The sequence below is a fragment of the Streptococcus sp. V728 genome (genome assembly GCF_052077995.1).
In the GTDB taxonomy this organism is placed as follows: domain Bacteria; phylum Bacillota; class Bacilli; order Lactobacillales; family Streptococcaceae; genus Streptococcus; species Streptococcus infantis_B.
In genome coordinates, this window is sequence record NZ_JBQJJH010000004.1 from 27,470 (window position 1) to 41,411 (window position 13,942).

Below are 13,942 nucleotides of genomic sequence, written 5' to 3' on the forward strand. Positions count from 1 at the left end.
TTTGGTAATAGAATTTCACTTTTTTTGGTATAATGGAAAGCAACAATGAACTAGAAAGAAGTAATATGCAAGATAAGATTGTCATCCATGGGGCACGCGCCCATAATTTAAAAAATATAGATGTGGAAATTCCACGAGACAAACTAGTTGTGGTGACGGGACTATCTGGATCTGGAAAGTCTAGTTTAGCCTTTGATACCCTTTATGCAGAAGGGCAACGTCGCTACGTCGAAAGTCTGTCAGCCTACGCTCGTCAGTTCTTGGGCAATATGGAAAAGCCAGATGTGGACTCTATCGATGGTCTCAGCCCTGCCATTTCCATTGACCAGAAAACGACCAGTAAAAATCCTCGTTCGACGGTTGGGACAACGACGGAAATCAACGACTATCTACGTCTCCTCTATGCTCGTGTAGGGACACCCTACTGTATCAATGGACATGGAGCCATCAAGGCTTCGTCTGTAGAGCAGATTGTGGATAAGGTTTTGGAATTACCAGAGCGCCAGCGTCTGCAGATTTTGGCTCCTGTTATTCGTAAGAAAAAAGGGCAACACAAGACGCTGATTGAAAAAATTCAAAAGGATGGTTATGTTCGTGTCCGTGTCGATGGGGTTGTCTATGATGTGACCGAAGTTCCTGAACTTGAAAAGAATAAACAACATACCATCGATGTGGTGGTAGACCGTATTATCATTAAAGAGGGTATCCGTAGTCGTCTCTTTGATTCCATCGAAGCAGCCCTCCGTATCGCAGAAGGTTATGTGGTTATCGATACTATGGATGATTCAGAGTTACTCTTTTCAGAACATTATGCCTGCCCAGTCTGTGGTTTTACGGTTCCAGAGCTAGAACCCCGTCTCTTCTCCTTCAATGCACCGTTTGGCTCCTGTAGTGAGTGTGATGGTTTGGGAATCAAGCTAGAGGTTGATACGGATTTAGTAGTGCCAGATGCTAGCAAGACTCTTCGTGAGGGAGCCTTAGCGCCTTGGAACCCTATCTCTTCTAACTATTATCCAAATATGCTGGAACAAGCCATGACAGCCTTCGGAGTGGACATGGATACTCCTTTTGAGGACTTGTCTGAGGAGGATAAACATCTCATTTTTTATGGTTCAGATGGGAAAGAATTCCATTTCCACTATGAAAATGAATTCGGTGGAGTTCGTGATATCGACATTCCATTTGAAGGTGTTGTCAATAATATCAAGCGTCGCTATCATGAAACCAATAGCGACTACACTCGTACACAGATGCGTCTTTATATGAATGAGCTGACTTGTGGCACTTGTCATGGTTATCGTCTCAATGACCAAGCCTTATCTGTTCGTGTAGGAGGAGAGAAGGGACTCCATATCGGAGAAATTTCAGACCTCTCCATCGCAGACCATTTGGAAGTTATTGACCAGCTAACTCTATCTGAAAATGAGGCTATTATCGCTCGTCCTATCCTGAAGGAAATCAAGGACCGCTTGACCTTCCTCAATAACGTGGGTCTTAACTATTTAACGTTATCCCGCTCGGCAGGAACCCTATCAGGTGGGGAGAGTCAACGTATTCGTTTGGCGACCCAGATTGGTTCCAATCTCTCAGGAGTTCTCTATATCCTTGATGAGCCATCCATCGGTCTTCACCAGAGGGACAATGACCGCCTGATTGCCAGCCTGAAAAAGATGCGTGACTTGGGGAATACCTTGATCGTGGTGGAACACGATGAAGATACTATGCGAGAAGCTGATTATCTGATTGACGTTGGCCCTGGTGCAGGTGTCTTTGGTGGAGAAATTGTTGCTGCAGGAACGCCTAAGCAGGTAGCTCGCAACAGCAAATCCATTACAGGACAGTATCTATCAGGGAAACGCGCGATTCCTGTACCGTCAGAACGCCGTGTAGGCAATGGTCGCTTTATCGAAGTGACAGGTGCGCGTGAGAACAACTTGCAAAACATCACCGTTCGTTTCCCACTAGGAAAATTCATTGCGGTGACAGGGGTATCTGGTTCAGGGAAGTCTACCTTGATTAATAGCATCCTCAAAAAGGCTATTGCACAAAAGCTCAATCGCAATTCAGACAAGCCTGGTAAGTTTAAATCCATTACAGGAATCGAGCATATCGATCGTCTGATAGACATTGACCAGAGTCCAATCGGACGAACACCGAGATCCAATCCAGCTACCTATACAGGTGTCTTTGATGACATTCGAGACCTCTTTGCTCAGACAAATGAAGCCAAGATTCGTGGCTACAAGAAGGGTCGTTTCAGTTTCAATGTCAAGGGTGGGCGCTGTGAGGCCTGCTCGGGTGACGGGATTATCAAGATTGAGATGCACTTCTTGCCAGATGTTTACGTAGCCTGTGAAGTCTGTCATGGGACTCGCTACAACAGTGAAACGCTAGAAGTTCACTACAAGGAAAAGAATATCTCGCAAGTTTTGGATATGACGGTCAATGACGCAGTAGAATTTTTCCAACACATTCCGAAAATTCAACGCAAACTCCAGACCATCAAAGATGTTGGTCTAGGTTATGTGACCTTGGGACAACCAGCTACGACACTTTCTGGAGGGGAGGCCCAGCGTATGAAGCTGGCTAGTGAACTCCATAAGCGTTCGACAGGTAAGTCCTTCTACATTCTAGATGAGCCAACGACTGGGTTGCATACTGAGGACATTGCTCGCCTACTCACTGTTTTGTCCCGCTTTGTCGATGATGGCAATACAGTTCTCGTCATTGAGCACAATCTAGATGTTATCAAAACAGCAGATCATATTATCGACCTAGGACCAGAAGGTGGTGTTGGCGGTGGTACTATTATCGCAACAGGAACACCAGAGGAAGTAGCTGCCAATGAAGCTAGCTATACAGGACAGTATTTGAAAGGAAAGTTACATCATGAATAAACGTGTGCAAGCATTTTTAGATAAAATGCAAGAAAAAGAACTAGATGGAATCATTATCAATAACCTTAAAAATGTCTACTATTTGACAGGATTTTGGGGTTCAAATGGGACAGTCTTCATCAGCCGTGACCGTCAGGTCTTAGTGACAGATGCTCGCTATATTATCGCTGCTAAGCAAGAAGTAACCGGTTTTGAGATTTTTGCAGAACGTGATGAGTTGGCAACTATCGCAAAGATTGCAAAAGATATGGGTCTTTCTCGTATCGGATTTGAAGATGAGGTTTCAGTTTCTTATTATCATCGCATGCAAACCGCCTTTGAAGGTTTAGAACTAGTTCCACAGACACAGTTTGTTGAAGCCCTTCGTATGATTAAGGATGAGACAGAGATTGCGACTATTCGTAAGGCTTGTTCCATCTCAGACCAAGCTTTCCACGATGCTCTTGACTTTATCAAGCCAGGTAAGACAGAAATTGAAATTGCCAACTTCCTGGACTTCCGTATGCGTGAATTAGGCGCTGCTGGTTTGTCTTTTGACACGATTCTAGCTAGTGGAATCAACTCTTCTAAACCTCACGCCCACCCAATGCACAAACCAGTAGAACTAGGTGAAACTATTACCATGGACTTCGGTTGCCTTTACGACCACTATGTCAGTGATATGACACGTACTATCTACCTAGGTCATGTCAGTGATGACCAAGCAGAAATCTACAACACTGTTTTGAAGGCTAACCAAGCTCTGATTGACCAAGCTAAGGATGGATTAGGTTTCCGTGATTTTGACAAAATCCCTCGTGATATTATTGTTGAAGCAGGCTATGGAGAATACTTTACACACGGTATCGGGCATGGTATCGGACTCGATATCCACGAAGAACCTTACTTTAGCCAAACCTCTACAGAAGTTATTAAATCGGGTATGGTCTTGACTGATGAACCGGGTATTTATATTGAAGGCAAATACGGGGTTCGTATCGAAGATGATATCCTGATTACAGATACAAGTTGTGAGTTATTAACCCTTGCACCAAAGGAATTGATTATTATCTAAGAAAAATGAGATAAATCGTTGACTTTTACTAGTTAAAGGTTTATACTGAAAGGCGAAAACGGTAGGTGAGGCTACCATAGGGATACGGATGACTACCGCAAAGCAGTGGAGACACTACTCGTTGGTCAACAGTCCTGGTCGCGAAGGTCAAGACTAAGCTCATTACATCGCCCTATGGAGTTAAAGCTTGAACGAAAACAGATAATAAGTTTTTTAGTCCTGCCATTTTATGGCAGGATTTTCTGCTGTTTTAAAACAAAGAAAGGAGACAAACGATGCAAATTGACGATCATCCAGAACCGCACATACACAGCCAATCGCTGATTTGTGTCGTTCTGTCCTTATAAAGTGATTGGTCCCTGTGTATGAAATTACCATTCATACAGATAGGAGAAACCAATGAAAACTACAAAAGAAAGATTAGCAGCAGCTATTCAAACTCCATTTAAAGAGAGTCTAGCTTTTTACCATACAAGTCTAAAAGGCTTAGATTCAGAACAAGTCGAAGAAAACCGTGACCTATATGGTGAAAACACCATCACCAAGGGCCAAGAGGATTCCATCTTAAAAAAGATTTATGAGTCTATTATCAATCCTTTCACAATCATTTTGCTGGTGATTGCCTTTATCTCTCTCGTTACAAACGTCTGGCTTGCCAAACCTGGTCAAGAGGATCCAACGACTTCTATCATTATCGTTGTCTTGGTTTTGATTTCAGGAGGCATCCGTTTTGTCCAAGAATTGCGGAGCGACAAGGCAACAACCAACCTTTCAAAAATGATTGTCAACACTGCAACTGTTATTCGTGATGGTCTTGAACAAGAGTTACCCATCGATGAGTTGGTTGTGGGAGATCTCGTGAAATTGAGCGCTGGAGATATGATTCCAGCAGATGTCATCTTATTTGAATCACGAGACTTTTTTGTTCAACAGTCAGGTTTGACTGGAGAAAGCGATGCAGTCGAAAAACTTGCTTTAAATAAAGCTACTAATCAAAATGTAGAGAGTCTTTTAGAAGCAGAATCGTTGGCATTCATGGGGACAAACGTTATCTCAGGAAGTGCGATAGCTATGGTTCTAGCAGTTGGTGATGACACCATGATGGGGGCCATTGAGCAAACTCTCAACACCTATGATGAACCAACTTCTTTTGAACGTGAAATGAACAGCATTTCTTGGCTCTTGATCCGCTTGATGCTTGTCATGGTTCCAATTGTGTTTTTCGCAAATGGTTTGACCGACGGAGACTGGCTAGAGGCTGGAGTTTTTGCCTTGAGCGTTGGTGTTGGACTTACACCAGAAATGCTACCAATGATTATTACAGCCAGCTTGGCCAAAGGTTCCATTATCATGGCCAAGGAAAAAGTGGTCATCAAAAAACTCAATGCTATCCAGGACTTAGGAGCAATCGATATCCTATGTACGGACAAAACTGGAACTTTAACGCAAGATGAGATTGTTTTAGAATACCCATTAGATATCCATGGCGATTTGGATATGGCAGTCTTAAGAAGAGCCTATCTAAATTCACATTTCCAAACAGGTTTGAAAAACTTGATGGACCGTGCTATCATCAGTAGAACTGAAAAAGAGGCCAAAGAACACGCTATCCTACAAAATTTAGATACTAGTTTCCAAAAAATCGACGAGCTTCCATTTGACTTTGAGCGCAGACGCATGAGTGTCATTGTCAAAGACGATAGCAATGTTGTTAGTATGGTTACCAAGGGTGCTTTAGAAGAAATGTTGAACATTTCGACACATGTGGAGTACCGTGGAGAAGTCATCCCTCTTACTGAAGACATTCGTCAAGAAGTGTTGGCAGAAGTTGGTCAATTAAACCGTCAAGGTTTGCGTGTCTTAGGTGTTGGTTACAAGTCAGGTCTACGTGAAGACTATGCTTATACCGTGACTGATGAAAGAGACATGATCCTTACTGGTTATCTTGCTTTCTTGGATCCACCAAAACCATCTGCAGCACCAGCTATTCAGGCTCTGCTTGAGCATGGTGTCAAAACAAAAATTTTAACTGGGGATAACGAAAAAGTAACCCAAGCTATTTGTGAAAAGGTTGGTTTGGATGTTGAACACATCCTTTTGGGAGCTGATATCGACCAAATGACAGACCAAGAATTGGCAGATGTTGTTGAAAAAGTAACAGTCTTTGCTAAATTGTCACCTGACCAAAAAGCGCGTATCATTCTACAGTTGAAGAGAAACGGTCATGGAGTTGGTTATATGGGTGACGGTATTAATGATGCCCCATCTATGAAGGTAGCAGATGTCGGTATTTCTGTAGATACAGCGGTAGACATTGCCAAAGAAACAGCGGATGTTATTTTGTTAGACAAGGATCTCATGGTTCTTGAAACTGGTATCGTTGAAGGTCGTAAGGTCTACGCCAACATGACCAAGTACATCAAGATGACCGTCAGTTCAAACTTTGGGAATATCTTCTCACTCCTTGTTGCGAGTATCTTCTTGCCATTTTTACCAATGGCTCCTGTTCATCTCATTGTTTTAAACCTAGTCTATGATTTGTCTTGTGTGGCATTGCCATTTGATAATGTGGATCAAGACTTCCTCAAACAACCTCATACATGGGAAGCAAAATCTATTACTCGATTTATGGTTTGGATGGGTCCAATTTCATCTATCTTTGATATTTTGACCTTTATTTTCCTCTATTTTATCATTGTTCCTTTGGTGACAGGCTATCATTATGTTCATGGTTCTGAATCTGCCCTTCAGTTTATTATCTTGTTCCAAACAGGATGGTTCATCGAATCTATGTGGTCTCAAACCATGGTCATCCATATGCTTCGTACAGCAAAAGTTCCTTTTGTACAAAGCAGACCAGCTTGGCTTGTGATTTTTACAACTTTGGTTGCAGCTTTCTTTGTAACTAGTTTACCTTATGGACCACTAGTAAATATCCTGCGTTTAGCTCCGTTGGGACTGCCATACTTCTTGTTTTTGGTCGGTATTATTTTCTTGTACATGTTTAGCGTCACCGTTATTAAGAAGTTTTACATTAAGAAGTACAGAGAGTGGTTATAGTTCGTGTTTTGTTAAGAAAAAAGGATAAAAACGAGCAAAAAAGTTAAATTTTTTTAAAAATAGGTCGCAAGTCGGATGTTTTTTATGGTATAATAGAATAAACTGATAGTAACATGTAGCGAAAGGGGTAGGTACATGATCAAAATTTATACAGTCTCAAGTTGTACTAGCTGTAAAAAAGCGAAAACCTGGCTTAATGCCCACCAGTTAAGTTATAAAGAACAAAACCTCGGTAAAGAGGGGATTTCTAGAGAAGAATTATTAGATATTCTAACAAAAACAGACAATGGAATTGCGAGCATTGTATCATCAAAGAATCGCTACGCTAAAGCTCTTGGAGTTGATATCGAAGATTTGAGTGTCAATGAAGTGCTCAATTTGATAATGGAGACACCACGTATCCTAAAAAGTCCAATTCTTGTTGACGAGAAACGTTTGCAAGTTGGCTATAAAGAAGACGACATTCGTGCCTTCTTGCCACGCTCTGTCCGCAATGTAGAAAATGCAGAAGCACGTTTACGTGCAGCACTATAAAACATAAAGGCTGGGAGTGACTCCTGGCCTTATTTGATAGGTAAATAAGGGAAAATGAACATGAAGAAGATAGTTATCAGAACAGTTGCGCTTCTACTTTTACTAGCTGGCTGTGGTCAGAAAAAAGAATCTGCGGAGCCTGCTAAGGATACAACAACAGAAACTCTCCAATCAACTCTACCAGTCCTAGAAAATGCGAATAACAATACAGTAGTAACCAAGACACTTGTTCTACCCACTGATGAAAATGGAGTTCAGCAAATTCAGACCATTACCTATAAGGGTAAACAATTCTTGACCTTAACGATTCAGCAAAAACGGCAAGTTTCAGAAGAACTCAAGAACTACATTGCCGAGCATGGATTAGAGGAAGCAAAGACGGCCTTGAAAGAAGAGGAAGACAAGGATGAATCAGTCCAAGCTGCTCGTAAAATCCCTGGTTTTAGTCTTGAAACCACTCTCTTAAGTGAAACGGAGATTGAAACGAAAACAAGTTATGATTTTCAAGTTCTAGATGTTAAAAAGGCAAGCGAAAGCGAATATTTAAAAAATGTTGGCTTGGAAAATCTATTAAAAAACGAACCAGAAGAGTATATCGCAAGTCGAGTTGCAAGTGGTGCGACTGTCCAGTAAAGAAGTCGCAGAAAATCAGGCAAAATCAGATTGTGTGATTTGTAGAACGGCTGTGAATGTGCTATAATAGTACTATTCTAAGGAAAGAGGGTGTTAGAATGGGATTTACTGAAGAAACCGTACGTTTTAAATTGGACGATTCCAATAAAAAAGAGATTAGCGAAACATTGACAGAAGTCTATGCTTCCTTGAATGAGAAGGGGTATAACCCTATTAATCAAATTGTGGGCTATGTTCTCAGTGGAGACCCAGCTTACGTTCCTCGCTACAATAACGCAAGAAATCAAATCCGTAAATACGAACGCGATGAGATTGTTGAAGAATTGGTTCGCTACTACCTTAAGGGACAAGGAGTCGATCTATAACCAATGAGAATTATGGGGTTGGACGTTGGTTCCAAAACAGTAGGAGTAGCGATTAGCGATCCGTTAGGTTTTACAGCGCAAGGACTCGAAATCATCCAAATCAATGAAGAACAAGGGGAGTTCGGTTTTGAACGACTCAAAGAATTGGTTGATACCTATAAGGTGGAGCGCTTTGTTGTTGGTTTACCTAAAAATATGAACAATACCAGTGGACCGCGGGTGGAAGCGAGTCAAGCATACGGAGCAAAACTGGAAGAGCTCTTTGATTTGCCAGTGGAGTATCAGGATGAGCGCTTAACCACGGTTGCTGCAGAGCGCATGTTGATTGAGCAAGCAGATATTAGTCGTAATAAGCGTAAAAAAGTTATTGATAAATTAGCGGCTCAATTGATTTTGCAAAATTATTTAGATAGAAAATTTTAAGACAGAGGAGAAACTATGTCACACGATCACAACCACGATCACGAAGAACGTGAACTTATTACACTTGTAGATGAGCAAGGAAACGAAACTTTGTTTGAAATCCTTTTGACTATTGATGGAAAAGAAGAATTTGGTAAAAACTATGTCCTTCTTGTACCAGTTAATGCAGAAGAAGATGAAAACGGAGAAGTTGAAATCCAAGCTTACTCATTCATCGAAAATGAAGACGGAACAGAAGGCGAATTGCAACCAATCCCTGAAGATTCAGACGACGAATGGAACATGATTGAAGAAGTCTTCAACAGCTTTATGGAGGAGTAAAAACATCCGGGGGATGTTTTTACCCCTGCTTCTAGAAATGAGAAAAAGCAGGAACGTCTGGGGAACATTTTTACCCTTACGCTAAAAATAAAGACCGTAAGTAAGTTCGGGGGATGTTTTTAGCCCAACTCCTAGAAACTAGAAAGAGTTGGAACATCCGGGGGATATTTTTACCCCATATTGAAATTAAAACAAGCTAGGTTCTAGCAAATGAAGTAAAAAGCGAAGAGAATCTTCGCTTTTTTATTAAGGATTAAGGAGATAAGCGTGTTTGAAGTAGAAAAATGGCTCCATAGCCGGATTGGATTGAATTTTAGATCAGGTTTGGGACGGATGCAAAAAGCAGTGGATTTGCTGGGAAATCCTGAGCAAACCTATCCAATTATCCATGTGACGGGGACAAATGGGAAGGGGTCGACTATTGCTTTTATGAGGGAACTTTTTGTTTCCCATGGTAAAAAGGTTGGAACCTTTACTTCGCCTCACATTGTCAGCATCCATGACCGTATCTGTATCAATGGTCAACCTATATCGGATGCCGATTTTATTCGTATAGCTGATCAAGTTAAGGAAATGGAGCTGAAACTTCTAGAAACCCACGCTCAGTTATCTTTTTTTGAGTTGTTGACCTTGATTGCTTTGCTTTATTTTAAAGAGCAAGAAGTAGATTTGGTGTTACTGGAAGTTGGGATTGGTGGACTACTTGATACCACTAATGTGGTAACTGGAGAAATCGCAGTTATTACATCAATCGGCCTAGATCACCAGGAGACCTTGGGCAATAGTCTAGAGTTAATTGCTGAGCAGAAAGCAGGGATTTTTAAGTCAGGTAAATCAGCCGTTGTTGCCAATCTAGCATCGGAAGCTCAGCTCGTTTGTCAAATGGCTGCTCATAATTTGGGAGTAACTCTCTACCAAGCTGACCAAGATTTTTCTTTCAAGGATGGTCATTTTTCTTCTTCTCTTGCGAATCTGAACCAACTAAAACTAGGTTTGGAAGGGGCTTATCAAGAGGAAAACGCAGCTCTTGCCATACAAGCCTTTCTATTGTTTATGAATCAGAGAGGTGAGACGGTTGATCAAGAAGCAGTACGAGCTGCCTTGCGAGCTACCAGATGGGCAGGAAGACTAGAAGCTATCACTGAGCACATTTATCTGGATGGGGCTCACAACTTACCAGCCTTGGAGCGTTTGGTTGAATTTATACAGGAAAAAAATCAACAAGGTTATCAAGCTCAAATTCTTTTTGGAGCTTTAAAGCGTAAAGATTACAGTGGTATGCTTGGATATCTGACGAAACATTTACCAGACCTTCCTCTCTATGTTACTAGCTTTGATTATCAAGGTTCTTTGGAGGAGCAGGACTTGGGAGATTATCAGAAGGTTGCTTCCTATCGAGAGTTTTTAGATGGCTTTGAAAGTTCTGTAGGGGAGAAAGAGTTACTGTTTGTGACAGGTTCTCTCTACTTTATATCAGAGGTCCGTGCATACCTCATGGGTTATGAATCTATTGATTGACCTCCCTTCCCTTATTTGATATAGTTGAGGTGGAATGTTTCAGCAGCTTTTGCTACTTTTAGCCACCAAAAGAAAGGAGCTATTATGTCGTTTAAAAAAATCACACTTTCTCTTGCCACTTTGGCAAGTCTTGGTCTTTTAGTTGCTTGTTCAACAAAAGAACAAACAACTTCGACACCACAAGCAAGCACTAGTTCAGAAGTGATAACAAGTCAGGTATCTGAGTCAACAACAGCTAGCGCTACGAATGCTACAACCGTCAATATGGATGGTACCTATAAGGGGCAGGACGAGGGTGATAGCATTACGCTTGTCGTTACTGGTAATACCGGAACGTGGACAGAAGTGGAAGCGGATGGAGTACAGGAAGTTAAGAAGGTAACCTTTGAACCAGAAAACCAGAAAGTCATCATCGGAGACGACGTCAAGATTTATGTGGCAGAAGAGAACCAGATTATTATCGACGACATGGACCGTGAGGTTTCAGATCGTATTGTTTTAAAAAAATAGATATTTTAAAGGATTTGGATCTGGATAAAACAGGTGCAAATCCTTTTTTTATGGATAATTATATGAAAAAAAGTTCTTTACTCAATGGCCCGTATTTTAGCCAAAAGTATAGAACTACTGATTTATAGGTTATGATTTATAGGAATCGTTCTTGTAAAAAGTGAGCGACTCCGTCTTCTTCATTGGTTAATGGTAATTGCTCGTCTGCGAAAGGTAAGAGAGCAGGATTTGCATTTTTCATAGCATAGCCTTTACCTGCAAAAGAGAGCATTTCTTGGTCATTGTGTTCGTCACCAAAGGCAATCAAATTCTGTTTGTCGATATTCATGACATTGAGAAGGTATTCGAGGGCAAAAGCCTTGTGGACACCTTTTGGAGTACATTCTAGAATGTTCAAAGGACCACCCCAAGTGTTAATATTGAGTTGGTGCTTGTAAAAACTGTTCATCTCTTCTGCTAGTGCATATTTATCGTCAGCCCTAGTTTGTAATAAAATACAGTTAGGCCCCTTGGTCACTAAGTCAGACTTGAATTGATTTTCAGGGCGAAAGTTTTCAACACCAAATAATTTGGGATCGGCGATTTCTTGGTCTGGGGCCGTAATGTAAAACTTTTTACGATATTCACCAGCGATAAAGTCTGCCTCAATCTCCTTTTTTCGTTTTACGATATCCAAGAGGTATTTTTTGTCCACAGTCAGACACTTTTCATGTTTCCAAGTCTTACCTGGCAGATGAGTAAGTGAACCGTTGAAGTTAATCATAGGCGTTTCGAGTTCAAGTTGGTTATAAAAATCTTTGGCCATTCGGTAAGGGCGCCCAGTTGCAATAACGACTTGGTGGCCTTTTTTAGAGATTTTCTTAATTGTTTCAATAGTAAAGTCAGAAAGTTTGCTTTCAGAGTTGAGTAGAGTTCCGTCTAAATCGACGGCAATCATTTTTTTAGTCATAAAATCCTCCCGAATCTAGTTTCAGATAAGATGTTTTCTATTATATCAAAAAGTGGCTAGAAAAGCTGACAATAAGTAAAACGAAGAATAGCATCGGATAAGATTTTTATAATTCAGTAAAAATACCTTGAAAAGATGAATGATTGGTGTTATAATAGTCATATTGTTCGTAAAATGACAAAGGAGATTAAAAATGGACAAATTATTTAAACTAAAAGAGCACGGGACAGACGTCCGTACAGAGGTTCTTGCTGGTTTAACAACTTTCTTTGCAATGAGTTATATTCTCTTTGTAAACCCTCAAATGCTTTCACAAACAGGAATGCCTGTTCAAGGTGTATTCTTGGCAACAATCATCGGTTCTGTTGTGGGAACTTTGATGATGGCTTTCTATGCTAACTTGCCATATGCACAAGCCCCGGGTATGGGACTAAACGCCTTCTTTACCTTTACCGTCGTATTTGGGATGGGTTATACTTGGAAAGAAGCTCTTGGGATGGTCTTCATCTGTGGAGTTATTTCACTGATTATTACATTGACCAATGTTCGTAAAATGATCATTGAATCTATTCCTACAACACTTCGCTCAGCAATTTCAGCTGGTATTGGTGTTTTCCTTGCTTACGTTGGTATTAAGAATGCTGGTCTTTTGAAATTCTCAATTGACCCAGGTACTTATACTGTAGCAGGTGAAGGAGCAGATAAGGCTCAAGCGGCGATTACTGCAAATGCTTCAGCCGTTCCAGGATTAGTAGATTTCAATACTACAGCAGTTTTGGTAGCTCTTGCAGGTCTTGCTATTACTATCTTCTTTGTTGTTAAAGGTATCAAAGGTGGGATCATCCTTTCTATTTTAACAACGACTGTTCTTGCCATTGCAGTTGGTCTTGTTAATGTGTCAGGGATTGACTTCGCTAGCAACAATCTTTCATCAGCAGTTAACGACCTAGGAACTTTGTTTGGTGCTGCTCTTGGTTCAGAAGGTTTAGGATCTTTGATTTCAAACACTTCTCGCTTACCAGAAACTTTGATGGCCATTCTTGCCTTCTCATTGACAGATATTTTTGATACTATTGGTACACTTATCGGTACTGGTGAAAAAGTAGGTATCGTAGCGACAAGTGGTGAAAACCATGAGTCAGCTAAATTGGATAAAGCTCTTTACTCTGATTTGGTAGCAACTTCAATTGGTGCCATTGCAGGTACTTCAAACGTTACGACTTATGTTGAGTCAGCAGCCGGTATCGGTGCTGGTGGACGTACTGGTTTGACAGCCTTAGTTGTTGCTATCTGTTTTGCTTTATCTAGCTTCTTTAGCCCACTATTAGCGATTGTTCCAACAGCTGCGACTGCACCAATTTTGATTATTGTCGGAATTATGATGCTCTCTAACTTGAAAAATATCCCTTGGGATGATATGTCAGAAGCTGTTCCAGCTTTCTTCACTTCTATCTTTATGGGATTCAGCTACTCAATCACTCAAGGAATTGCCGTTGGTTTCTTGACTTACACTTTGACAAAGATTGTTAAAGGTCAAATCAAAGAAGTCCATGTCATGATCTGGATTTTGGATGCCTTGTTCATCTTGAACTACATCAGCATGGCTCTTAACTAATGATAAAAACTTTAAAAAAAGAAGGAGGATTCTCCTCCTTTTTTATTAGTAGAAATGTCGCAA

Annotated in this window: 12 protein-coding genes and 1 riboswitch; of the genes, 11 read left to right on the forward strand and 1 reads right to left on the reverse strand. The window is 40.9% G+C overall.

The annotated features are described in order from the left end of the window. The first annotated feature begins 65 nt into the window (after window positions 1–65). The 10 genes from uvrA to ACTO1Y_RS06870 all read left to right on the forward strand — a co-directional run bounded on the left by uvrA (window position 66) and on the right by ACTO1Y_RS06870 (window position 11,315). Entirely contained in the window at window positions 66–2,897 is a 2,832-nt protein-coding gene (gene uvrA / locus ACTO1Y_RS06825) for an excinuclease ABC subunit UvrA (RefSeq protein WP_441348748.1), read from the forward strand. After that, the gene (locus tag ACTO1Y_RS06830) at window positions 2,890–3,951 is read left to right on the forward strand and encodes a M24 family metallopeptidase (protein WP_441348749.1); all 1,062 of its coding nucleotides are present in this window, start codon (window positions 2,890–2,892) and stop codon (window positions 3,949–3,951) included. Before uvrA ends, ACTO1Y_RS06830 begins: the two co-directional genes overlap by 8 nt. Window positions 3,952–4,004: 53 nt before the next feature. Further along, window positions 4,005–4,158: riboswitch (M-box (ykoK) riboswitch) on the forward strand. A gap of 192 nt (window positions 4,159–4,350) precedes the next feature. After that, entirely contained in the window at window positions 4,351–7,011 is a 2,661-nt protein-coding gene (gene mgtA / locus ACTO1Y_RS06835) for a magnesium-translocating P-type ATPase (protein ID WP_441348750.1), read from the forward strand. A 135-nt stretch (window positions 7,012–7,146) separates the two neighbouring features. Further along, window positions 7,147–7,545 (forward strand): transcriptional regulator Spx, encoded by a 399-nt coding sequence (gene spx, locus ACTO1Y_RS06840; RefSeq protein WP_000591164.1) that lies wholly within the window; start codon window positions 7,147–7,149, stop codon window positions 7,543–7,545. Between the two features lie 60 nt (window positions 7,546–7,605). Then, window positions 7,606–8,178, forward strand: coding sequence for an SP0191 family lipoprotein (locus ACTO1Y_RS06845; protein WP_441348751.1), 573 nt, complete (start codon window positions 7,606–7,608; stop codon window positions 8,176–8,178). Between the two features lie 98 nt (window positions 8,179–8,276). After that, a complete protein-coding gene (locus ACTO1Y_RS06850) occupies window positions 8,277–8,543 on the forward strand; it encodes an IreB family regulatory phosphoprotein (RefSeq protein ID WP_004250500.1) in 267 nt (88 codons plus the stop codon). A gap of 3 nt (window positions 8,544–8,546) precedes the next feature. Further along, on the forward strand, window positions 8,547–8,966 hold the full coding sequence (gene ruvX, locus ACTO1Y_RS06855) for a Holliday junction resolvase RuvX (RefSeq protein WP_441348752.1): 420 nt from the start codon (window positions 8,547–8,549) through the stop codon (window positions 8,964–8,966). A 15-nt stretch (window positions 8,967–8,981) separates the two neighbouring features. Further along, window positions 8,982–9,287, forward strand: coding sequence for a DUF1292 domain-containing protein (locus ACTO1Y_RS06860; RefSeq protein ID WP_004250503.1), 306 nt, complete (start codon window positions 8,982–8,984; stop codon window positions 9,285–9,287). Between the two features lie 267 nt (window positions 9,288–9,554). Beyond that, window positions 9,555–10,805 carry a bifunctional folylpolyglutamate synthase/dihydrofolate synthase gene (locus tag ACTO1Y_RS06865; RefSeq protein WP_006149654.1) on the forward strand — a complete coding sequence of 417 codons (1,251 nt, stop codon included), beginning with the start codon at window positions 9,555–9,557 and terminating at the stop codon, window positions 10,803–10,805. Window positions 10,806–10,889: 84 nt separating this feature from the next. After that, window positions 10,890–11,315 (forward strand): SP_0198 family lipoprotein, encoded by a 426-nt coding sequence (locus tag ACTO1Y_RS06870; protein ID WP_006149648.1) that lies wholly within the window; start codon window positions 10,890–10,892, stop codon window positions 11,313–11,315. Window positions 11,316–11,451: 136 nt separating this feature from the next. Here ACTO1Y_RS06870 and ACTO1Y_RS06875 read toward each other — a convergent pair whose 3' ends face one another. Further along, window positions 11,452–12,264: a Cof-type HAD-IIB family hydrolase gene (locus ACTO1Y_RS06875; protein WP_006149640.1), complete on the reverse strand. Its 813-nt coding sequence runs from the start codon at window positions 12,262–12,264 to the stop codon at window positions 11,452–11,454. Window positions 12,265–12,457: 193 nt separating this feature from the next. Here ACTO1Y_RS06875 and ACTO1Y_RS06880 point away from each other — a divergent pair, with 193 nt between their 5' ends. Continuing rightward, window positions 12,458–13,879 carry an NCS2 family permease gene (locus ACTO1Y_RS06880; protein WP_006149586.1) on the forward strand — a complete coding sequence of 474 codons (1,422 nt, stop codon included), beginning with the start codon at window positions 12,458–12,460 and terminating at the stop codon, window positions 13,877–13,879. Window positions 13,880–13,942 lie beyond the last annotated feature (63 nt).